This is a genomic window from Bradyrhizobium sp. Leo78 (assembly GCF_059512425.1).
Genome location: NZ_JCAMOT010000031.1, coordinates 18,195 through 39,108, shown reverse-complemented (window position 1 = coordinate 39,108; position 20,914 = coordinate 18,195). Strand labels below are relative to the sequence as shown.

General features: G+C 61.5%; 17 protein-coding genes. 7 read left to right on the top strand and 10 right to left on the bottom strand.

What is annotated here, in order from left to right; all coding sequences use genetic code 11:
- Window positions 1-14 precede the first annotated feature (14 nt).
- From AC5ZG1_RS30740 to AC5ZG1_RS30695, 10 genes are all read right to left on the bottom strand, one after another.
- Entirely contained in the window at window positions 15-446 is a 432-nt protein-coding gene (locus tag AC5ZG1_RS30740) for a CBS domain-containing protein (RefSeq protein ID WP_028167399.1), read from the bottom strand.
- Window positions 447-685: 239 nt separating this feature from the next.
- Complete coding sequence (gene oxlT / locus AC5ZG1_RS30735) at window positions 686-2,002, bottom strand: oxalate/formate MFS antiporter (protein WP_496135041.1); 1,317 nt, start codon at window positions 2,000-2,002, stop codon at window positions 686-688.
- Window positions 2,003-2,243: 241 nt separating this feature from the next.
- Window positions 2,244-3,533 (bottom strand): oxalate/formate MFS antiporter, encoded by a 1,290-nt coding sequence (oxlT, locus tag AC5ZG1_RS30730; RefSeq protein WP_130227138.1) that lies wholly within the window; start codon window positions 3,531-3,533, stop codon window positions 2,244-2,246.
- 416 nt (window positions 3,534-3,949) lie between these two features.
- Complete coding sequence (locus tag AC5ZG1_RS30725; protein ID WP_496135040.1) at window positions 3,950-5,449, bottom strand: tripartite tricarboxylate transporter permease; 1,500 nt, start codon at window positions 5,447-5,449, stop codon at window positions 3,950-3,952.
- Between the two features lie 30 nt (window positions 5,450-5,479).
- Window positions 5,480-5,977: a tripartite tricarboxylate transporter TctB family protein gene (locus AC5ZG1_RS30720; RefSeq protein ID WP_130227140.1), complete on the bottom strand. Its 498-nt coding sequence runs from the start codon at window positions 5,975-5,977 to the stop codon at window positions 5,480-5,482.
- A 178-nt stretch (window positions 5,978-6,155) separates the two neighbouring features.
- The gene (locus tag AC5ZG1_RS30715) at window positions 6,156-7,163 is read right to left on the bottom strand and encodes a Bug family tripartite tricarboxylate transporter substrate binding protein (protein WP_456645032.1); all 1,008 of its coding nucleotides are present in this window, start codon (window positions 7,161-7,163) and stop codon (window positions 6,156-6,158) included.
- A gap of 485 nt (window positions 7,164-7,648) precedes the next feature.
- Window positions 7,649-7,786: a hypothetical protein gene (locus tag AC5ZG1_RS30710; RefSeq protein ID WP_225708511.1), complete on the bottom strand. Its 138-nt coding sequence runs from the start codon at window positions 7,784-7,786 to the stop codon at window positions 7,649-7,651.
- 205 nt (window positions 7,787-7,991) lie between these two features.
- Window positions 7,992-9,269: a formyl-CoA transferase gene (frc, locus tag AC5ZG1_RS30705; protein ID WP_028167402.1), complete on the bottom strand. Its 1,278-nt coding sequence runs from the start codon at window positions 9,267-9,269 to the stop codon at window positions 7,992-7,994.
- 158 nt (window positions 9,270-9,427) lie between these two features.
- Window positions 9,428-11,161, bottom strand: a complete 1,734-nt coding sequence (oxc, locus tag AC5ZG1_RS30700; RefSeq protein ID WP_496135039.1) for an oxalyl-CoA decarboxylase — start codon at window positions 11,159-11,161, stop codon at window positions 9,428-9,430.
- Window positions 11,162-11,240: 79 nt separating this feature from the next.
- The gene (locus tag AC5ZG1_RS30695) at window positions 11,241-11,936 is read right to left on the bottom strand and encodes a GntR family transcriptional regulator (RefSeq protein ID WP_456645071.1); all 696 of its coding nucleotides are present in this window, start codon (window positions 11,934-11,936) and stop codon (window positions 11,241-11,243) included.
- A gap of 216 nt (window positions 11,937-12,152) precedes the next feature.
- Between AC5ZG1_RS30695 and AC5ZG1_RS30690 the strand changes: the two genes are divergently transcribed.
- The 7 genes from AC5ZG1_RS30690 (at window position 12,153) to AC5ZG1_RS30660 (ending at window position 20,831) form a co-directional block, all read left to right on the top strand.
- Window positions 12,153-14,282 carry an acetate--CoA ligase family protein gene (locus AC5ZG1_RS30690; RefSeq protein ID WP_028167405.1) on the top strand — a complete coding sequence of 710 codons (2,130 nt, stop codon included), beginning with the start codon at window positions 12,153-12,155 and terminating at the stop codon, window positions 14,280-14,282.
- 115 nt (window positions 14,283-14,397) lie between these two features.
- Window positions 14,398-15,243, top strand: a complete 846-nt coding sequence (locus AC5ZG1_RS30685) for an IclR family transcriptional regulator (protein WP_028167406.1) — start codon at window positions 14,398-14,400, stop codon at window positions 15,241-15,243.
- A gap of 172 nt (window positions 15,244-15,415) precedes the next feature.
- A complete protein-coding gene (locus tag AC5ZG1_RS30680; protein ID WP_496135038.1) occupies window positions 15,416-16,447 on the top strand; it encodes a ketopantoate reductase family protein in 1,032 nt (343 codons plus the stop codon).
- Between the two features lie 320 nt (window positions 16,448-16,767).
- Window positions 16,768-17,550, top strand: coding sequence for an ABC transporter ATP-binding protein (locus AC5ZG1_RS30675; RefSeq protein ID WP_130227145.1), 783 nt, complete (start codon window positions 16,768-16,770; stop codon window positions 17,548-17,550).
- Complete coding sequence (locus tag AC5ZG1_RS30670; RefSeq protein WP_496135037.1) at window positions 17,547-18,401, top strand: ABC transporter permease; 855 nt, start codon at window positions 17,547-17,549, stop codon at window positions 18,399-18,401. The genes AC5ZG1_RS30675 and AC5ZG1_RS30670 overlap by 4 nt, the downstream gene beginning before the upstream one ends.
- A gap of 23 nt (window positions 18,402-18,424) precedes the next feature.
- Window positions 18,425-19,408 carry an ABC transporter substrate-binding protein gene (locus AC5ZG1_RS30665; protein WP_456645028.1) on the top strand — a complete coding sequence of 328 codons (984 nt, stop codon included), beginning with the start codon at window positions 18,425-18,427 and terminating at the stop codon, window positions 19,406-19,408.
- A 4-nt stretch (window positions 19,409-19,412) separates the two neighbouring features.
- On the top strand, window positions 19,413-20,831 hold the full coding sequence (locus tag AC5ZG1_RS30660; protein ID WP_496135036.1) for an amidase: 1,419 nt from the start codon (window positions 19,413-19,415) through the stop codon (window positions 20,829-20,831).
- Window positions 20,832-20,914: the final 83 nt, after the last annotated feature.

Here is a 20,914-nt window from a genome sequence, read left to right as displayed (position 1 = left end):
ACGCTGGGGTGCTTTCAAGCCGGAATGGCTTCCCGCGCGGCGATCGCCTGCTCGTCGAATGCGGCTGCGATGTCGCGGATGCTGATGACGCCAATCAGGCTGTAATCGTCGATGACCGGCACGTGGCGGATGTTGTGCCTGTTCATGAGGTGACGGATATGCTCGAGCGAGTCGCGCGAGGTGCAGGACACGAGCTGCTGCACCGAGATGAAGTGCGACACGCGCATGTTGGCGCCGGCCGCGCCATGCTCGGCGATGGCGCGCACGACGTCGTGCTCGGTGAACATGCCCACCGCCGTGTTGCCCTCGGTGCGGACGACATCCTTGACCACCAGCGCGCTGATATTGCCCGAACGCATCAGTTGCGCGGCGATCGCCACCGTCTCGTTCATGCGAACCGTTGCGACACGGGCGGCTTTCTTGCGCAGAATATCTCCGACTTGCATGGCAACCTCCTTGGGTTCGTTAATAGCCGCAAGTCTGGTATACAAAATGCCAATTGTCAACGCAGCTGGAGTAGATGTCTTCAGAAAAATATAGCAAAAACAGTAAGTAACACTGACGCTTTCCGTCCGATGGACGATGGCGTCTCGCTGATCCATATCGTTGTATTTTGTATTCCTTTGAATTTTGGCAAAAGAAGAGGCGCACCGGAGTGCGCCTTCGCTGTTCGCAGCGGCTGCGATCATGCTGTCGTGACACTGCGCGCGGTCGCCTCTGCCGCCGCTGTCTCGTTGCCCAGGATGAAGGCGCGTCGCATCGGCCTGATCACGAACAGCGCCATCAGCGCCGCCGTCGCGTTGAGCGCTACGCCCATCACGAACACGGCGTGCCAGCCAAAATTCTTGGCAACGATGCTGGCGAGCGGCACCAGCAGCGAGGCGGTGCCTTTCGCCGTGTACAGCATGCCGTTGTTGGTGGCGGCGTACTTCACACCGAAGGTGTCGCCGCTGGTGGCCGGAAACAGGCTGTAGATCTCGCCGAACACGCCGAAATAGACCGCGGTCGCGAGCACGAACACGATCGGATGGGCGCCATAGGTCGAGAGCGTCAGCAGCATCAGCGCGCCGGTGCCGAACGCGATGAACATCGTGTACTCGCGGCCGATATTGTCGGAGATCCAGCCGAACAGCGGCCGGCCGAATCCGTCGAAGACGCGATCGAGCGAGATCGCAAACGTCAGTGCCGCCATCTGGATGCCGGCGAGCGAGACCGGCGTCTTGGCAATCTGGAAGTCGTCGGCGATCGGCGCGATCTGTGCGGCGGTCATCAGGCCGCCAGAGGCGACCATCACGAACACCAGGTACATCACCCAGAAGATCGGGCTGCGCAGCACCTGCGGCGGGGTAAAATCAATCTTGGTCTGCGGCAGGTTGAGCTGCTTCTTTTTCGGAGGGATCGCGACAGATGGCGGCCGAATGAAGAAGGCGAGCACGCACACGATCAGGCCTTGCCCGATGCCGAAGTCGAAGAAGGCGGTCTGGTAGCCGCTGGCGGCGATCATGCTTGCGATTGGCACCACGGTGAGCGCGGCGCCCGCGCCGAAGCCGGCGGCGGTTGCACCGGCAGCGAGGCCCCGACGATCCGGAAACCATTTCAGCGCATTGCCGACGCAGGTGCCGTAGACGGCACCGGCGCCCATGCCGCCGATCACGGCGGCGGTATAAAGCAGGGCCAGCGAATCCGCGTAGGAATTGAGGACCCAGGACAGCGCGATCATCACGCCGCCGAACATGATCACCATGCTCGGCCCGTATTTGTCGACGAACCAGGCTTCGACGGGGACGAGCCAGGTCTCGGTCACCACGAAGATCGTGAAGGCGAGCTGGATGCCCGCACGGCCCCAATGATGCTTCGCGTCGATCGGATCGACGAACAGCGTCCAGCCGTATTGCAGGTTGGCGATCATCGCCATGCAGACGATGCCCATGGCGAGCTGAAACCAGCGGAAGCCGCTGGACGAAGGTGTCGAGGGTGCGGTGGCGCCGTTGCTTAAAACCATCAAGTCCTCCCGAGCGCGTGCCTGCGGTTGCGGCCTTCTGTCGCAAGTTTGTGACTTATCGTCGCAAGCACCGGCTGGATGTTGGTATACTATATCCCACAATGCAAGCCGAACTTGTGCTGCATTGCGGTATAGGCCATGCCGCAGCTCGGCGGTCACGGCGAGTTCGGAAAATCGGAAGCGCAGCCAAAAAAGCGCCCGGCTGTGGGCCGGGCGCTTCATACCAACTCTGTTGCGCGATCTACGATGCGCCCGATTTTTCCACCACGACCTTGCGCCATGGCTTCAGCACGAGGATGGCGAGCAGCGATGCCAGGATGTTGGCGCCGGCGGCGATGAGAAAGACATTGTCCCAATTGCCAGCGGACTGCTGCACGTAGTTCGCAAGCGGCACCAGCAGCGCGGCCGTGCCCTTGGCGGTGTAGAGCAGGCCGGCATTGGTGGTCGCGAATTTCGAGCCGAAGGTGTCGGTGCAGGTGGAGGGGAACAGCGAGTAGATCTCACCCCAGGCGAAGAACACGAAGCCGGACAGGATCACGAACCAGATCGGATCATGGCCCCACATGTAGAGCGCCCAGATGCCGATGCCTTCCATCCCGAAGGCGATGAACATCGTGTTCTCGCGGCCGATCATGTCGGAGATCCAGCCGAAGAACGGACGTGTCAGGCCGTTGAGGACGCGATCGATGGTCGCGGCGAAGGTCACGGCGGTCATCGTCATGCCGATCAGGGTCACCGGGACGCTGTCGATCTTCCAGTCCACAGCGATCGGCTTCAGGTTCGCCGTCACCATCAGGCCGCCGGCGCCGACGATCACGAACATGAAGTACATCAGCCAGAAGATCGGCTGGCGCAGCACTTCCGTCGGCTGATAGTTGCGCCGGCTCTGAACCAGATTGGCGTTCTGCGCGACCATCGGAACCTGTCCGGACTTCGGCGCGAGCAGGAAAAAGGAGAGCAGCACGATGATGATGCCCTGGCCGAGACCGAAATAGAGGAAGGTGGTCTGGAAGCCGGAGTCCTTGATCATCGCCTGGATCGGCGCGACCGTCAGCGCCGAGCCTGCACCGAAGCCGGCTGCGGTGATGCCGGCCGCCAGACCGCGCTTGTCGGGAAACCATTTCAGCGCGTTGCCGACGCAGGTGCCGTACACGCCGCCGGCGCCGATGCCAGCGATGATCATGCCGAGATAGTAGCCGTTGAGCGAGGTCGCCTGGGCATTGATGGCCCAACCGATGGCGCAGAGGATGCCGCCGACGAGAACCACGATGCGCGGGCCGTATTTGTCGACGAACCAGCCTTCGACCGGCACCAGCCACGTCTCGAACAATACGAACAGGGTGAATGCCCACTGGATCGAGGCGCGATCCCAACCGAATTTTTTCTGAATGTCGGGGACGAAGAATGTCCACCCGTATTGATAGTTGGCGATCATCACCATCGCTGCGACGCCGATCGCAAGTTGTGTCCAGCGAAAGGTATCGCTGACACGGGCGGTTGGCGGAGCCGCGGCCTGCACCATCTCTGTCATAGGTCCTCCCAAGGCGCGCCTCTGTTATCTTATGTCCCGAACGCGCGGCGGCTATCTTGGTATTTAATATGCCAACATTCAAGCATCGGTGTGAGGCGCGCGCAAATGTCGCAGGCGTGCGTTGGTATACTCGGACTCAACAACTTGGCTCAACCGAACGGGTTCACGTCAAACGCAAGACGATGGTCCACAGCGCAATTTCTATCGACGCTGTGCAGCGACTGGATTCACGCAAGAATCATCGCGGGTGATCTGAAGGTCAGCTCTGGAAAGCGAGTTCGGCACGCCCGCTTTGGACTGGCGGATCCAGGAGGTCTGCGAGCGGGTAGGTGGGACGCGAGAAGTGCGATAACACCGATCGCCCAGCCGTTCCGAGTCCTGGCATTTTATATCCCAGATTTTGAAGGGGCCGCGCCTCAGGCGGCCGCTGTTCGCAGCCGGCTGTAGCCTTCCTGAATCGCGGACCAGAAAAGGGCAACGAGCCCGAGGATCACGATGGTGCTGACCAGCCCATTTGAGAAAAATACGGCGAGCGAGCCTTGCGATCCGAGCAGCGATTGCCGGAATGCCTCCTCCGCCTTGTCGCCGAGCACAATGGCCAGCACCAAGGGGGCGAGAGGATAGTTGCACTTCTTGAGCAGATAGCCGAGCACGCCGAAGACCAGCATCAGCATCACGTCGAATGTGCTGTTGTGAACCGAATAGGCGCCGATTGCGCAGAGCACCAGAATAAGGGGCGCAATGATGCTGAACGGCACGCGAAGGATCGCGGCGAATATCGGCACGCAGGTGAGCACGACGAGCAGGCCTGCGAGATTGCCGAGATACATCGAGGCGATCAGACCCCAGACGAATTCCTTCTGCTCGACAAATAGCATGGGGCCGGGCTGCAGGCCCCAGATCAACAGGCCGCCGAGAAGAACAGCCGCCGTCGGAGATCCCGGCACTCCGAGCGATAGCATTGGCAGCAATGCCGAGGTGCCGGCGGCGTGAGCTGCCGTCTCCGGCGCGATCACGCCCTCGATTTCTCCCTTGCCGAAATTCTTGCCGTTCCTCGCCAGCCGCTTGGCGATGCCGTAGCTCATGAAGGATGCCGGCGTTGCTCCAGCCGGCGTGACACCCATCCAGCACCCGATCAGGCACGAGCGCAATGACGTCACCCAATATGCGGGCAGCTCTTTCCAGGTTTGCAGCACCACGCGCAGATTGATTTTCGCGTTGCCGCCGCGGAAGCTCAATCCTTCCTCCATTGTCAGAAGGATCTCGCCGATACCGAAGAGGCCGATGACGGCGATCAGAAAATCGAACCCGTTGAGCAATTCGGTGATCCCGAACGTCAATCGCAACTGCCCTGTGATGGAATCGAGGCCGACGGCCGCAAGCGCGAAACCGATCATCATCGCGGCGATGGTCTTGAAAGGCGGCTCCTTGCTCAGCCCGACAAAGCTGCAAAACGCGAGGAAGTACACAGCGAATTTTTCCGCAGGACCAAATCGCAGCGCGAAGCTTGCGACCAGCGGCGCAACCAGCGTGATCATGGCGACGGCGAACAGTGCGCCCACGAACGAGGAGGTGAAGGCTGCCGTCAACGCTTCGCCAGGCTTGCCCTGCTGTGCCATCGGATAGCCATCGAACGTCGTTGCCACCGACCAGGGTTCACCGGGTATGTTGAACAGGATCGAGGTGATGGCCCCACCGAACAATGCGCCCCAGTAGATGCAGGACAGCATGATGATCGCCGATGTCGGCGGCATGCTGAAGGTCAGCGGCAAGAGGATCGCAACGCCGTTTGCGCCGCCGAGCCCGGGAAGCACGCCAATGATCACCCCGAGCATGATGCCCACGACCATCAGCATCATGTTGTAGGGCTGCAGGGCTACGGCGAAGCCGTGAAAAAGATTGGCGAGTTCTTCCATTTCGATACGTCCTGCAATAGCGAACGGCTTCTATAGGCCGAGCCATTCCTCGATAGGGCCTTTGGGAAGGGGAACGAGGAACCAGCGTTCGAAGACAAGATAGGTGATGATGGGCATGCCGAACGCCACCGCAGCCGTCGGGAGCCATCGGTAGCCGCCAAGCCACCGCATGAACCAGCCGATGAAAATGATCGAGGCGACATAGAGCCCGACAAAGGGCATCGAACCGACATAGATCGCGGTGGGCACGACCACGCTCATCACCTGGCGAAGTTGTCCCCACTCCGCGAACAATCGGTCGTCATGGTCGCGCAGCGCGCTCCAGAGATTGATGGCGCTCGCTGCGACGATGGAGATTCCAATGTAGAAGGGAAAGAAACCCGCGCGCGGGCCTTCCGCGCCCCAACTGATGCCCGCCTTCACGCTGCCGATGATCACGATGATGCCGAAGGCTGCAATCAGCAGCGTCATACCGGTTTCCATCGTCTTGTGTGTCGGGCCGGCAGCGTCTGATCTACGCGCAGTCATAGAGCCTCCAGGCTGAACCGTGATCTCGGGACAGAGCTTCGGTTCTGATGGAATCAGAACCGAAGCTCTAGATTCTTGTTTTGACGCGTTTTCTTCACGCGAACCGGTCTCCACTTCGCTCGAAAACGCTCTAGAAATCGAGGGGCACGCTCGTGCGAGCGTGGTTGATATCGCCGGATCAATTCGCCGAGGCGAGGAAGCCAGCCTCTTTCATCAATACCTCGTGGCGCTTTTGCTCCGCCTCGACCCACTTGGCGTAGTCGGCCCCGGTCAGGAAAGTGGTGTTGAATGCGCCGCTCTTCATGAAATCCTGCCATTCAGGCGTGGCGCGCACCTTCTTGAACAGTTCGACGTAATATTCGATGTGATCCTTGGTCGCCTTCGGCGGCATGAAGATGCCACGCAACATCAGATACTCCATCTCGAGACCCTGCGATTTGCAGGTCGGAATATCCTTCCAGCTCTTGCCGTCGGCGATCGGCTCGTCATAGGCCATCGGCTGGGCGTCGAAGACGCAGAGCGGACGGAGCTTGCCGCCGCGCCATTGCGCGACCGCTTCGATCGGATTGTTGACGGTCGAATCGACGTGGTTGCCGACCAGCTGAACGGCGACTTCGCCGCCGCCTTTGTAGGGGATGTAGGTGAACTTGGTGTCGATCGCCTTCTCGACGGCGACCGTGATGATCTGGTCCTCCTGCTTCGAGCCGGTGCCTCCCATTTTGAACGTGCCGGCCGGCGCTTTCTTTACGGCGTCAACATATTCGCCGACCTTGTTGTAGGATTTCTCGGCATTCACCCAGAGCACGAATTCGTCGAGCGCCAGCATTGCGACGGGGGTCATATCCTTCCAGTTGAAGGGAATCCCGGTTGCCAGTGGCGTCGTGAAAAGGTTCGACAATGTAATGATGATCTTGTGGGGATTGCCCGATGAGCTCTTCACATCGAGAAAGCCTTCACCGCCGGCGCCACCCGCCTTGTTGATGACGACCATCGGCTGCTTCATCAGGTTGTGCTTGGTGACGATGCCCTGGATCGTGCGCGCCATCTGATCGGCACCGCCGCCTGTGCCGGCGGGTACGATGAACTCGACCGGACGAACCGGCTCCCAGGCGGCAGAGGCCGCGGTACCGCTCGCGCACAACGCTGCGACGGCTGCCAATGCAACATGCAGAATGGAATGCTTCATCTGGTGTCCTCCCTGTCGAACTTTGAACGCGCCGCTCTTTGTCGGCTTGCGAGCAACCCGTCTCGATCACGTGCTTCGGGTCATACGGCGTCTTTCCGGTGATCGATCACCTGTTACGATCGTGCTGCCGATTGGAACTGTATGAGGGCTGTTCAGGCGCGGCATCCGCTTCTTTCGAATAATGCTCGATCCCCTGGAGGAGCCGGGAAGGTTAGATCGCCCTTGGCCTCTTGCGCCGGACTGACGCCCTCAGGCTGGTTGTTGTCGGCTAGCGTACTACTCTAAGGTATGCGACATACCAGCTTGCAAACAATCGGCGCGGTGGACCACTTTCCGAGCTACTTTGTCGCAGTTGGGCCGTCACCGGTCATTCCGGAAGAAAAAGAAATGGCCCCGGAGCAGGGGCCATTCGTTCAAAGAAAATGTGGTTCTCGGCGGCGCTACCTCGACGGCGTTGGCGCCGGAATTGGCATCGCTGCGAAGCCTTAGAGGCCGAAGCGCGGCAAGTCGCCGTTGCGGATCGAGATCTCGGCGCTCTTCATCAGCAGCCGATCGATCGTGGCCAGCAAACGTCCCCACAGCGAGGTCGGGGCCGAAATTGCGATGGAAGCAGTCTTGGACATGATGTCCCCTTCTGAAGTTGCAGCGGAACTACCGCTTCGTGATCTGGGGACAATCTATGTATACCAGATGCCAGCAACAACGCATTTGTTTGCATAGCAGCATCCGTCTTTTGCAATGCAGCATAGATCAGTTATCAGGCATCCCAAATGGCAAAAAGACCGCCGGGGGTTCCCGGCGGCCTATGTTTCCAGCTTGATGGCCTTCTTACTCGGCCGCCTGCTTCTGCGGCGGGTCGAGTGCGCCGGAGTCGTGGATCTCGGCGACCTGGTGATCGCTGAAGCCCAGCACCTGGCGCAGAACCTCGTCGGTGTGCTCGCCGAGCAGCGGCGAGCGGAGCACCTCGCTCGGGCTGTCCGAGAGCTTGATCGGGTTGCCGACCGACAGATACTTGCCGCGGGTGGGGTGGTCGACCTCGACCACGGTGCCGGTCGCGCGCAGCGACTGGTCCTCGGCGAGTTCCTTCATCGACAGGATCGGGCCGCAGGGGATGTCGTATTGGTTGAGGATCTCCATCGCCTCGAACTTGGTCTTGGTCGTGGTCCACTGCTCGATGCGGGCGAAGATCTCGTTCAGCCGCGGCAGACGGGCCGGCGGCTTGGCATAGTTCGGATCGGTCTTCCAGGTGGGCTCGCCGATCACGTCGCAGATCTTCTCCCAGACCGGCGCCTGCGTGATGAAGTAGATGTAGGCGTTGGGATCGGTCTCCCAGCCCTTGCACTTCAGGATGCGCCCGGGCTGGCCGCCGCCGGAATCATTGCCGGCGCGCGGCACGGCGTCGCCGAACGGAATGCCTTCGCCGAACTGGCTGTATTCCTTGAGCGGGCCATGCGCGAGGCGCTGCTGGTCGCGCAGCTTGACGCGGCAGAGGTTGAGCACGCCGTCCTGCATCGCAGCGGTGACCCGCTGGCCCTTGCCGCTCTTGGTGCGGTGGAACAGGGCGGTGACGATGCCGAGCGCCAGATGCAGCCCGGTGCCGCTGTCGCCGATCTGCGCGCCGGTGACGAGCGGCACGTCGTCGCGGAAGCCGGTGGTCGAGGCTGCGCCGCCGGTGCACTGCGCGACGTTCTCATAGACCTTGCAGTCTTCATACGGACCGGGGCCAAAGCCCTTGATCGAGGCCACGATCATCTGCGGGTTGATCTGTTGGATCTTCTCCCAGGGAAAGCCCATGCGGTCGAGCACGCCGGGGCCGAAATTCTCCACCAGCACGTCGCACTTCTTGATCAGCGCGGTCAGGACTTCCTTGCCCTTCGGGTTCTTGGTGTCGAGCGTGATCGAGCGCTTGTTGTGGTTGAGCATGGTGAAATACAGGCTGTCCACGTTCGGGACGTCCTGCAACTGGCCACGCGTGATGTCGCCGACGCCGGGGCGCTCGACCTTGATCACGTCGGCGCCGAACCAGGCCAGGAGCTGGGTGCAGGTCGGTCCCGACTGGACATGGGTGAAATCGAGAATGCGAACGCCCGTAAGCGCCTTAGTCATCTGTCCTCTCCTTGTTACTACCTGTTGCTGTCATGCCCGAGAAGGCGGGCATCCAGTAATCACCGTCGATTCAGTCGGGCTCAGTGTTCGCCTCACGATAGCTCGGCGGCTACTGGATTCCCCATTTTCGCGGGGAATGACGCCGTTCAGTTGATCCGTTACTTCTTCTTCAGAACGCTCTGCGGATTGAGATTGCCGATGCGGCCGCTCTCCGAACCCGCCGCCGGATCGATCACCGCGTTGATCAGCGTCGGCTTGCCGGAGTCCATCGCCGCATTGACGGCACGCTTCAATTCATCCGGCGAGGTCGCGTTGACGCCGACGCCGCCGAACGCCTCGATCATCTTGTCGTAGCGCGCGCCCTTCACGAACACCGTGGTGGCGGGATCGGCGCCGGCCGAATTGGTGTCGGTGCCGCGATAGATGCCGTCATTGTTGAAGACGACGACGCAGACGGGCAGGTCGTAGCGGCAGATGGTCTCGATCTCCATGCCCGAAAAACCAAAGGCGCTGTCGCCTTCCACCGCGAGCACCGGCTTGCCGGTCTCAATGGCGGCTGCGATCGCATAGCCCATGCCGATGCCCATCACGCCCCAGGTGCCGACATCGAGCCGCTTGCGCGGCTGGTACATGTCGATGACGCCACGGGCGAGGTCGAGCGTGTTGGCGCCTTCGTTGACGAGGATGGCGTCGGGCCGCTCCTTGATGACGGTGCGGAGCACGCCGAGCGCGCCGTGATAATCCATCGGCGAGGCATTGCTCATCAGCTTCGGCGCCATCTTGGCGACGTTCTCGTCGCGCTTGGCGTTGACTTTTGTAGTCCAGTCGGCGGGCGCCACCGGCCAGTTGCCGCCCATGCCCTCGAGCAAAGCAGTGACGCAGGAGCCGACATCGCCGACCAGGGGAGCTGCGATCTCGACGTTGGAATCCATCTCCTTCGGCTCGATATCGACCTGGATGAATTTCTTCGGCGCGTCGCCCCAGGTCTTGCCCTTGCCATGCGAGAGCAGCCAGTTGAGGCGGGCGCCGATCAGCATCACCACGTCGGCATCCTTCAGCACCGTCGAGCGGGCGGCGCCTGCGGATTGCGGATGCGTGTCGGGCAGCAGGCCTTTGGCCATGCTCATCTGCAGGAACGGCGCGCCGCTCTTCTCGACGAAGCTGCGGATCGCGTCATCGGCCTGCGCGTAGGCTGCGCCCTTGCCGAGGATGATCAGCGGACGCTTGGCGCCCTTGAGCACGTCGAGCGCGCGCTTGACCGCCGACGGGGCAGGGATCTGCGCCGGCGCCGCATCAATCACCTTCACCAGCGACTTCTGGCCGGCTTCGGCGTTGATCACCTGCGAGAACAGTTTTGCCGGCAGGTCGAGATAGACGCCGCCGGGACGGCCGGACACGGCGGCACGGATCGCACGGGCAAAGCCGATGCCGATATCCTGCGCATGCAGCACGCGGAACGCCGCCTTGCAGAGCGGCTTGGCGATCGCGAGCTGGTCCATTTCCTCATAGTCGCCCTGCTGCAGGTCGACGATCTCGCGCTCCGAGGAACCGGAGACCAGGATCATCGGGAAGCAGTTGGTGGTGGCGTGTGCGAGCGCGGTGAGGCCGTTGAGGAAGCCGGGCGCCGACACCGTCAGGCAGACGCCGGGCTTCTTGGTCAGGAAGCCCGCGATCGCCGCCGCGTAGCCCGCGTTCTGCTCATGGCGGAACGACAACACGCGAATGCCCGCCGCCTGCGCCATGCGGCCGAGATCCGTGATCGGAATGCCCGGCACGCCGTAGACGGTGTCGATGCCATTCAGCTTCAGCGCGTCGATGACGAGATGGAATCCGTCCGTCAGCTCTTGTTCCGTGCCCGGTGCTTCAGTCGTCTTGGTGGCAGTATTTAGCATGGGCCTGGTCTCCCTCTGGCTTTTCTGGTTCGGACGAGTTCGTCGTCTTCTGAGTGACGCTTTAAGTGAAAAGTTCTTGTTAAGTGAACAGTTCTTGGCCGTGCGCTTCGACGTAAGCAGCAAGGCCAAGCGTGTGGTCGCGCGCGCGCTTTTCCGCGAGCTCGGTGTCGCGCGCCTCGAGCGCCTCGATGATGCCGAGATGCTCGGGTAGCGATGTCGCGGTGCGATCCTTCCGCCCGATCGTGAGCTGCCGGTAGCCGCGCACATGCAACAGGATGTCGTTGGTCATATCGACCAGGACCTGATTCTCGGACAGCGAGATCAGCGCCTGATGGAAGGCGATGTTGGCCTTGGAATATTCCTCGATGTGATCTTCCGGCCGGCGGTCGCTGTTGAAATCCTTGAAGTAGTCGCGCAGCGCCGTGATGTCCTTCTTGCGCGCGGTGGTCGTGATCAACCGTGCGGCCATGCTCTCGAGCGCGGCCCAGGCGCGGATCATGTCGACGATCTCGGTCTTGGTGCGGCGGACCACGACGATGCCGCGGCGCGGCACGGTTTTGACGAAACCGTCCTGCTCGAGCATGGCGATCGCTTCGCGGATCGGGGTGCGGCTGACGCCGAGGCGCTCGGACAACGCGCGCTCGTCGAGCATCACCGGCTCGGGCGTCGTATAGATGTCCATCTTGAGAATAGCTTCCTTCAAGGCCTCATAAGCCTTGTTCTTGAAGCTCGTCTCTGGCGCGATCCTGACGATCGCAATATCTGCCTCAGCCATAGCAGGCGGTGCCTTGGTTTCCTTAGGTGTTGCCACGACTCGTCTCCTCCGTTTCGGAGACGTCTTCTTAGCAGAAGAAATACATCAGGTTTTTGGCATGCCAAATACCAGAATGTCAAGTTGCCATTGTTTTCTGCATCAGGCGAGAGAAGACCGGCTTGACTTTTTGGCTTCTGGCATACCAAATGCCATCAAATTTGTCCTGGGAGGAAGCCGATGTCAAATTCAAAGGATGCAGTCCGCAAGGTTCTCGATGCGGTCAAAGCGGACAAGCGCACGAGCCTGACGGCGCCGGAGGGCAAATTGGTCTGCGATGCCTACGGGATCCCGGTCCCGAAGGAGGACGTCGCCAAGTCGGCGTCCGAGGCGGCGCGGATCGCGTCCGGCATGGGCTTCCCGGTGGTGATGAAGATCGTCTCGCCGGACATTCTCCACAAGACCGAGGCCGGCGGCGTCGTGGTCGGCGTCAAGACCGCGGCTGACGCCGAGAAAACCTTTGAGACGATTCTCGCCAACGCCAAGAAGTACAAGGCCGACGCCAAGATCGAGGGCGTGCAGGTCCAGCAGATGCTGGGCGGCGGCACCGAGGTGATCATCGGCTCGATCACCGATGGCTCGTTCGGCAAGCTGGTCGCCTTCGGCCTCGGCGGTGTGCTGGTCGAAGTGCTGAAGGACATCACCTTCCGCCTCGCGCCGGCGACGAAGGAAGACGCGCTGTCGATGCTCGACGGCATCCAGGCGCATGAGATGCTCAAGGGCGTGCGCGGCGGGGATCCCGTCAACCGCGAGGCGCTCGCAGACGTCATCGTCAAGGTGTCGCGGCTGGTCAGCGATTTCCCCGAAATCGTCGAGCTCGACCTCAATCCCGTGTTCGCCACCAAGAAGGACGCGATCGCCGCCGACGTGCGCATCGTGGTCGATTTCGACTACAAGCCGCGCCCGGCGCCGCGACCCACCGAGGAAATCGTCGCCGCGATGAACCGCATCATGCAGCCGAAGGCGGTCGCCGTGATCGGCGCCTCCGCCGAAGACGGCAAGATCGGCAACTCCGTGATGAAGAATCTCATCAACGGCGGCTACAAGGGCGAGATCTATCCGATCCACCCGAAGGCGCCCGAGATCCTCGGCTACAAGGCCTACAAGAGCGTCAAGGATGTGCCAGGGGTGATCGATGTCGCCGTGTTCGCGATCCCCGCGAAATTCGTCGCCGGTGCGCTCGCCGAATGCGGCGAGAAGAAAATTCCCGGCGCCGTGCTGATCCCGTCCGGCTTTGCCGAAGCCGGCGCGCCTGAATTGCAGGCCGAGATCGTCGAGGTCGGCAAGAAGTACGATATCCGCCTGATGGGGCCGAACATCTACGGCTTCTATTATACGCCGGCCAATCTGTGCGCGACCTTCTGCACGGCCTACGACGTCAAGGGCCATGCGGCATTGTCATCGCAGTCCGGCGGCATCGGCATGGCGATCATCGGCTTCTCGCGTTCGGCGAAGATGGGCGTTTCCGCGATCGTCGGCCTCGGCAACAAGTCCGATATCGACGAGGACGATCTGCTCGCCTTCTTCGAGCAGGACCCGAACACCAATTTGATCGCGCAGCACTGTGAAGACCTGAAGGACGGCCGCGCCTTTGCCGAAGCCGCCAAGCGGGTCTCAAAGAAGAAGCCGGTGATCGTGCTGAAGGCCGGCCGTACCTCGGCGGGCGCCAAGGCTGCATCGTCGCACACCGGCGCGCTCGCCGGCAACGACAAGATCTATGAGGACGTGTTCAAGCAGTCCGGCGTGATCCGCGCCCGCAGCTTGCGGCAACTGCTCGAATTCGCCCGCGGCGTGCCGGTGCTGCCGACGCCCAAGGGTGAGAACGTGCTGATCATCACCGGCGCCGGCGGCTCGGGCGTGCTGCTGTCCGACTCCGTGGTCGACAACGGCCTGTCGCTGATGCAGATGCCGCCGGACCTCGATGCTGCTTTCCGCAAGTTCATCCCGCCGTTCGGCGCCGCCGGCAATCCCGTCGACATCACCGGTGGCGAGCCGCCGATCACCTATGTCAACACGGTGAAGCTCGGTCTGTCCGATGATCGCATCCACGCGCTGATCCTCGGCTACTGGCACACGATCGTGACGCCGCCAATGGTGTTCGCGCGCAACATGGTCGAAGTGAAGAAGGAGATGGAGGCCAAGGGCTTCGTGAAGCCGATGGTGGCCTCGCTCGCCGGCGACGTCGAGGTCGAGGAGGCTGCCGAATATCTCTACCAGCACGGCATTCCGGCCTATGCCTATTCGACCGAACTGCCTGTCGAGGTGTTAGGGGCCAAGTACAAATGGGCGCGTGGCGCGGGCCTGCTGTAACGAATGTGAAAATGCCGCTTCGGAGAAATCCGGAGCGGCATTTCGGTCCAGGGACCGAACAAACTGGCCAATCCGATAGCGAACGCGTCTTCCGCAACGGCTGAAGCAGGTCGCGATGAAGAGGGACGTGATCCGGCGCAAGGCGCTTGCGCCGAAATCCACCACCGACGATTACGAAAGCCGCGACGGCGGCGTACAATCCGTCGACCGCGCGCTCTCGATCATCGAGACGCTCGCCGAAGACGACGAAGGCTACCGCCTGAGCGATCTTGCGATCCGCACGGGGCTGTCGACCTCGACCGTGCATCGTCTGCTGGCAACGCTCGAAAGCCGCCGCTTCGTGCAATTCGACCGCACCGAATCGAAATGGCATGTCGGCGCCCGCAGCTTCACCGTCGGCGCCACCTTTGCGAGGCGCCGCAACTTCACCGCCCAGGCAGTTCCCTATTTGCGCAAACTGCGCGACCTCACGCGTGAGACCGCCAACCTCGCCGTGGTCGACGACGAGTTCATCGTCGTGCTCACCCGCATGGAGAGCCGCGAGATCATGCGTTCGCTGACCAAGGTCGGCGGTCGCGTGGCGATGGTGGCCTCCGGCGTCGGCAAGGCGGTGCTGGCGACATATTCGGATGAGGACGTCAGCGCGATCATCCGCCATCATGGCATGCCGCGCCTGACCGAGAAGACGATCACGCGGCCGAGCGACCTGTTCAGGGAACTCGAACGCGTCCGCCGCCAAGGCTACGCCGTCGACGACGAGGAGGCCTGCATGGGGCTGCGCTGCATCGCCGCCGTCGTCTACAACGATTGCAGCGAGCCGCTCGCGGCGATCTCGGTATCAGGCATGACCAGCCGCCTGACCGACGATAGGCTGGCCGCACTCGGCCAGACCGTGCGCGAGGTGGCCGCCGAGCTGACAGTTGCGCTCGGTGGCGTGATGCCTGCGACGAAGCCTGACTGATCGTTCAGCCGTCATGACGCCGACGCCGCCCTGCGGCGCGACGCGTGCATTTGGCGGAAGGCCCAAATCCATTAGAGTGGGCGGCAACGGGCCAGTGGACCGCTTGCTTCCCTGGCCGCGAGAAAATGCCGGGGAGAAACCATGGGTCGTAAGATAGCGATCGTCGGGGCTGGTGCCGTCGGCGGGGTATGTCGGTGCCCATATGGTGCAGGCGGGCGAGGACGTGACGTTCATCGATCCCTGGCCTGAGCACATCGACCACATGAGGAAGCACGGACTGCGCGTCACCCACGCAAGGGACGTCGCGGAATTCTCGGTTCGCGTGCGCGCGCTGCACGTCACCGACGCGCAGCAGCTCGCCAAGGAGAAGCCGGTCGACATCGCCTTCGTCTGCATGAAATCCTACGATACGGCCTGGGCCACCATGCTGGTCCAGCAGTATCTGGCGCCGGACGGCTATGTCGTGTCGCTGCAGAACTGCATGAATGAAGAGACGATTGCCGGTATCGTCGGCTGGGGCAAGACGCTCGGATGCATTGCCAGCAGCATCACGGTCAACCTGCCTGAGCCCGGCCATATCCACCGAGGCGCCGGCAAGGGCGGGGCGGCGCACACCGTATTTCGCGCCGGTGAAGTGCACGGCCGTATCACGGCGCGGGCGGAAGAAATCTGCCGACTGGTGGGCTACTCCGACAGCGCCAAAGTCACCGGCAATCTGTGGGGCGAACGCTGGTCGAAACTGGTCGCCAATGTCATGGGCAATGGGCTCTCGGCCTGCACGGGTCTGCCGGGCGGAGACATGTTGCAGAGCGAGCCGATCCGCCGTTTCTCCACCCGGCTCGGCAGCGAAGCGATCCGCGTCGGCCAGGCGCTCGGCTATCAATTGGAGGAGATCCTGCACCTGCCGCCCGAGACGATCGCGCGTGCCGGAGAAGGCGACGAGACGGCGATGCGCGCGTGCGACGAGCAGCGCTTCAAGGACGGCAAGCGCACTTCATCCGAGCAGCGTCCCTCGATGGGCCAGGACATGCAGAAAGGCCGGCGCACCGAGATCGAATTCCTCAACGGTTTCGTGGTGCGCGAGGGCGAGAAGATCGGAATTTCTTGTGCGGCTAATGCCGTGTTGACAGACCTCGTCAAGCGCGTGGAGCGTAACGAGCTGAGCCCGGATCCGCGGCACATCACGGAGCTGCGATTGAACTGAGCCGATTTGTTCACCTAGATGTGCTCGCAAGAGCAGAGCAGGATTGGCGTCTGAGTTGGCGGGTGGAGCGGACGAACTCCGTTCCGCTGAAGCGCACAATGGCTGTCTGGAGACACTGCGATACGGAATCTCAGCATTCGTGCGCGACAGCCTGAGAGGGAAAAATGCGCTGGCTGCAAAAAGGCAGCACGTGCTCGAATCGAAGGCAGCAAGAAGCTCATCCTGACGGAACGCACGCTCAACGGCGCAATTTCTTGCGCACTTATGCCGTAGCGTTTGGCACGGTGGTTGCTTGAAGTGCATGGTGGACAGGAGACACCATGTCATCGCCCAAAGTGCAACTTCGTTTGAACGGCATCCGTAAGAGCTTTCCTGGAAAGGAAGCCGCGACGCAGGTTCTCGACGGCTTAACCTTCGATATCCATGAGCGTGATTTCGTCAGCATCATTGGCCCGAGCGGCTGTGGCAAGACGACGGTGTTCAATATTATCGCCGGCCTCGTGGATCCCGATGATGGCGTCATGCTCTATCGCGGCCAGGAAGTGGAAAGCTTGCGTGGCCGCGTGGGCTATATGATGCAAAAGGACTTGCTTTTTCCTTGGCGTACGGTGCTGGACAACGTTCTGCTCGGCCTTGAGACCAAGGGCGTCGATCCAAAACGGGCTCTGGATACCGCGAGAGAATATCTCAGCACGTTCGGTCTTTCCGGCTTTGAGAACTCATATCCCAAGATGCTGTCCGGCGGCATGCGTCAGCGCGTGGCCTTGATCCGCACTCTCGTGCTCGATCCTGACATCCTGCTCCTCGATGAGCCGTTCTCGGCGCTCGACTATCAGACGAGGCTGTATCTCGAGGGCATTCTGATGGAGGCGGTGGAAACCTTTCACAAGACCGTGATCCTCGTGACCCATGACATCGATGAGGCAGTGGCGCTTTCCAAACGCGTGGTGGTGCTCAGTCAACGTCCGGCGCGCGTGAAGGCCGTTCACGACATCGCGCTGAACGAACATTCGCCGATCGCGGCGCGAAGCGATCCTCGCTTCTCCGGTTATTTCCACACGCTCTGCGCGGAGCTCGATATCCAGACCAGGAAGAGTGCATGACGGAAACGGCTCAACTTGTAAAAACCGCGGCGCCCGCTCGCCGACGCGAGAAAAAGCGCCGCAACGTGTTCGATTCCCTTGTCGGACGAAGCGCGCTTCAGATCCTTGCCGTCGTCGGTTTCTTCCTGCTGTGGGAAGCGGCGGTGCGATGGGGATGGTTGTCGGGCTTCCTCGTTGGTCAGCCGAGCGGCGTTCTGCGCAACCTCATCGGCTCCATCACGAACGGCTCTCTTTTCACTGACACCGGTTACACAATATTCGAGGCGATCCTGGGATTTGCCTTCGGTACCGTGATCGGTTCGGTCATCGGCCTTGCGCTGTGGTACTCGGTGTTCGTGGCGCGGCTGGTGGAACCGTTCATCGCGGCCATCAACTCGGTGCCGAAAATCGCGCTGGCGCCGATCATCATCCTGTGGTTCGGCACCGGCTTGCTATCGAAGGTCGCGCTCGCGATCTCGCTCACCTCCATCGTCGCTCTCATCACCGCCTACCAGGCGGCAAAGGACGCGGACAAAGATCTCCAGGCGCTGCTTTTCTCCATGGGCGCGTCCAAGCAGCAGATCTTCAAGCGGGTGATCGCGCCCTCTACCTTACCCGCGATCATCGCCACCTTTCGGATCAATATCGGCTTCGCCCTGGTGGGCGCGGTCGTGGGGGAATTCATCTCTTCCCAGCATGGTCTCGGCCACGTCATCTACGTGGCCTCGAGTCTTTATGATCTCAATACGGTGTGGGCCGGCCTGTTCACGCTGATGCTCGTTGGCTTTCTTTTCTACCACTTGGTCGAGGTCATCGAGAACTGGCTGCTTCCCTGGAAGCAACAGCAGGGCGGCACGCAGATCAACGTTTGATCTTCTTTCAGGAGACTTCTAAAATGAGACGGCGAATTCCGAAATTGAGCACTCTTTCCGTTGCCCTCGCTCTTGCGCTCGGCATAGCCGCAGCAGGGCCGGCTTCCGCCGAGATGAAGAAGGCGACCATTTCTCAGGCGTTTCAATCGCTGCTATATCTGCCGCTCTATGTCGGCATGAACGAGGGCTTTTTCGAGAAGCAGGGGCTTGATCTCAACAAGGAAAGCGCCGGCTCCGGAAGCGTTGCTCTCTCGGCCGTGATCTCCAAGAGTGCGCAATTCTCGCTTCATGGACCCGAATGGACAGCCATCGCTGCGTCCAAGGGCGCACCGGTGAACACGATCGCCAACGTCGTGAATGGTGCCGCGGTATGGATCGCCGCCACGCCCGACTTCAAGTTCGACAGTGTGAAAAATCTCAAGGGACAGAAGATCGTGACTGGCCTGATGCCGACCACCAGCACCTCGCTGTTCATCAAGCTGCTGAAGGAAAATGGCATGGATGCCAGCAAGGACGTGGAGATGATCCAGGTTCCGCTCGGCACCGAGCCCGGCCCCTTCGTTGCCGGCCAGGCCAAAGTGGCGGTCATGTACGAGCCCGGCCTCGACCAGGTGGTGGCCAAGGGCATGAAGGTGGTGGTCGGCTTCCCGAAACTGTACGGCGCCTATGCCTTCTCTACCATCACCGCGCGCAACGATGTCGATCCGGACCTTGCCCAGCGGCTGACCAATGGCCTCGAAATGGCGGTGCGTTTCATGCACAAGAACGAGGCGCGCACGGTGGAAATCGCTCAGAAGGAATTCCCGAATCTTGAGCCTGCCGTGGTGGAAGCGGCGGTGAAGCGCATGCTTGCCGACAACGTTTACCCCACCAGTGTCGATATCACGCCCGACGCGCTGAAGCTTGCGCTCGAGACGCAGATCGCGCTCGGCAATCTCGCCGCCCAGCCTGACTACAAGACCTTTGTTCCAAGAACCTATATCGAAAAGGCGATATCCACGAACTGAGCTTTTGCTGATCTTCGTCGCCGACCTTCGTCGCCGCGGCTTCGGGCTGAACCCGGAGCCGTTTGCCTTTAGACCTTTCTCACCTCGGTTACAGGTCCATCCGGAAATGAACTTCGCGCAAGACCACTGTGGGGTCGTCGAAATCGTCCGCATGATCGCGGGGGGCTCGGCACAAGCGCAGAACCTGATTGCGGTCAGCCACGCGCGCGCCGCGGCTGTCGAACCCGACCTTCGCGCCTTCACTTATTTGCCGTCCAAACCGCCGATCGTTTCAGCGGGAAATGGACCACTTGCAGGCGTCGCAATAGGCGTGAAAGATCTCATAGACACGGCCGATATGCCGACCACCTATGGCTCGCCGGTGTATGCGGATCACCAGCCGAATGAGGATGCCTGGGTGGTCAGCCGCCTGAAAGATCTCTCGGCAACAGTTCTCGGCAAGACGGTCACCACCGAATTCGCGTGGCGCGAACCCGGCCCCACCCGCAACCCGTGGAATCCAAGGCATACGCCCGGCGGTTCATCGTCCGGCTCTGCGGCAGCCGTTGCAAGCGGCTCGGTGCAAGCGGCGCTGGGCACGCAGACGCTGGGTTCGATCCTGCGACCTGCCGCCTATTGTGGTGTGGTGGGATTAAAACCCAGCTTTGGCACCATCAGCCTGAAGGGCGTCCATCCGCTCTCTCAGTCCCTGGACCACCTCGGCCTGTTCGCCCGCAGTGTGGATGACGCCGCGTATCTGCTGGCGCTGCTGGCGGGCGGCCCCGGTGCTTCTCCGCAGGCGCCGTTCCAGATTTCTCCTGAAGGCGTCGATCCTTTTCCCGCGCCGCGGATAGCGTGGCTTCGTCCGGCGGCAACGCCGCCCTTGGACGAAAGCCAAAGCACGTTGCTCGCGCAAGTCGCCATTCTCTTCAGAGATGCCGGAGCGATCGTCGAGCCGTTTGCGTTGCCTGCGGAGTTCGAGCAACTGCCGGCGCTCTCCGCTACGCTCTGCGGCGCGGAGGGGGCGGCGAATTTCGGTGATCTGGTCACACGTTTCCCGGACAAGACCAGCGCCCGGCTTCAGGCCCTTGTCGAACGCGGCGCGCCGATTTCCGCGACCGAGTATATTTCCGCCCGCGCCAAGCAGCTTGCGCTGCGCGCCGACTTTACCCGCGCGCTCGCGGGTTTTGACGCTGTTCTCACGACCGCAGCAACTGGCGAAGCGCCGGAAGGATTGTCTGATACCGGCGACCCTGGCCTGTGCGTGCCTTGGACAACTCTCGGGGTTCCGGCGATCGCATTGCCCGCTGGCATCGGGTCGAACGGCCTGCCCATGGGCATCCAGCTTGTCGCGCCATTCGGCGAAAACCTGAAGCTGCTGCGCATCGCTAAATGGTGCGAAGCCTCGCTCGCTATCAAGAACGGGGGCCAGCGAAGCGAATAGATGCGGTGGTTGGAAGGCGGTATTCGCTTTTGAGTTTGACTTCAGCGCTCTTAAATCACCGTCGTCGAACGAACGAGCTCTCG

Bases quoted from the DNA above. Each gene is read 5' to 3' on its own strand.
- oxlT (WP_496135041.1), bottom strand. From the start codon at position 2,002: ATGGTTTTAAGCAACGGCGCCACCGCACCCTCGACACCTTCGTCCAGC.
- oxlT (WP_130227138.1), bottom strand. From the start codon at position 3,533: ATGACAGAGATGGTGCAGGCCGCGGCTCCGCCAACCGCCCGTGTCAGC.
- AC5ZG1_RS30710 (WP_225708511.1), bottom strand. From the start codon at position 7,786: ATGTCCAAGACTGCTTCCATCGCAATTTCGGCCCCGACCTCGCTGTGG.
- AC5ZG1_RS30720 (WP_130227140.1), bottom strand. From the start codon at position 5,977: ATGACTGCGCGTAGATCAGACGCTGCCGGCCCGACACACAAGACGATG.
- AC5ZG1_RS30670 (WP_496135037.1), top strand. From the start codon at position 17,547: ATGACGGAAACGGCTCAACTTGTAAAAACCGCGGCGCCCGCTCGCCGA.
- AC5ZG1_RS30690 (WP_028167405.1), top strand. From the start codon at position 12,153: ATGTCAAATTCAAAGGATGCAGTCCGCAAGGTTCTCGATGCGGTCAAA.
- oxc (WP_496135039.1), bottom strand. From the start codon at position 11,161: ATGCTAAATACTGCCACCAAGACGACTGAAGCACCGGGCACGGAACAA.
- AC5ZG1_RS30715 (WP_456645032.1), bottom strand. From the start codon at position 7,163: ATGAAGCATTCCATTCTGCATGTTGCATTGGCAGCCGTCGCAGCGTTG.
- AC5ZG1_RS30740 (WP_028167399.1), bottom strand. From the start codon at position 446: ATGCAAGTCGGAGATATTCTGCGCAAGAAAGCCGCCCGTGTCGCAACG.
- AC5ZG1_RS30725 (WP_496135040.1), bottom strand. From the start codon at position 5,449: ATGGAAGAACTCGCCAATCTTTTTCACGGCTTCGCCGTAGCCCTGCAG.
- AC5ZG1_RS30665 (WP_456645028.1), top strand. From the start codon at position 18,425: ATGAGACGGCGAATTCCGAAATTGAGCACTCTTTCCGTTGCCCTCGCT.
- AC5ZG1_RS30685 (WP_028167406.1), top strand. From the start codon at position 14,398: ATGAAGAGGGACGTGATCCGGCGCAAGGCGCTTGCGCCGAAATCCACC.
- frc (WP_028167402.1), bottom strand. From the start codon at position 9,269: ATGACTAAGGCGCTTACGGGCGTTCGCATTCTCGATTTCACCCATGTC.
- AC5ZG1_RS30675 (WP_130227145.1), top strand. From the start codon at position 16,768: ATGTCATCGCCCAAAGTGCAACTTCGTTTGAACGGCATCCGTAAGAGC.
- AC5ZG1_RS30695 (WP_456645071.1), bottom strand. From the start codon at position 11,936: ATGGCTGAGGCAGATATTGCGATCGTCAGGATCGCGCCAGAGACGAGC.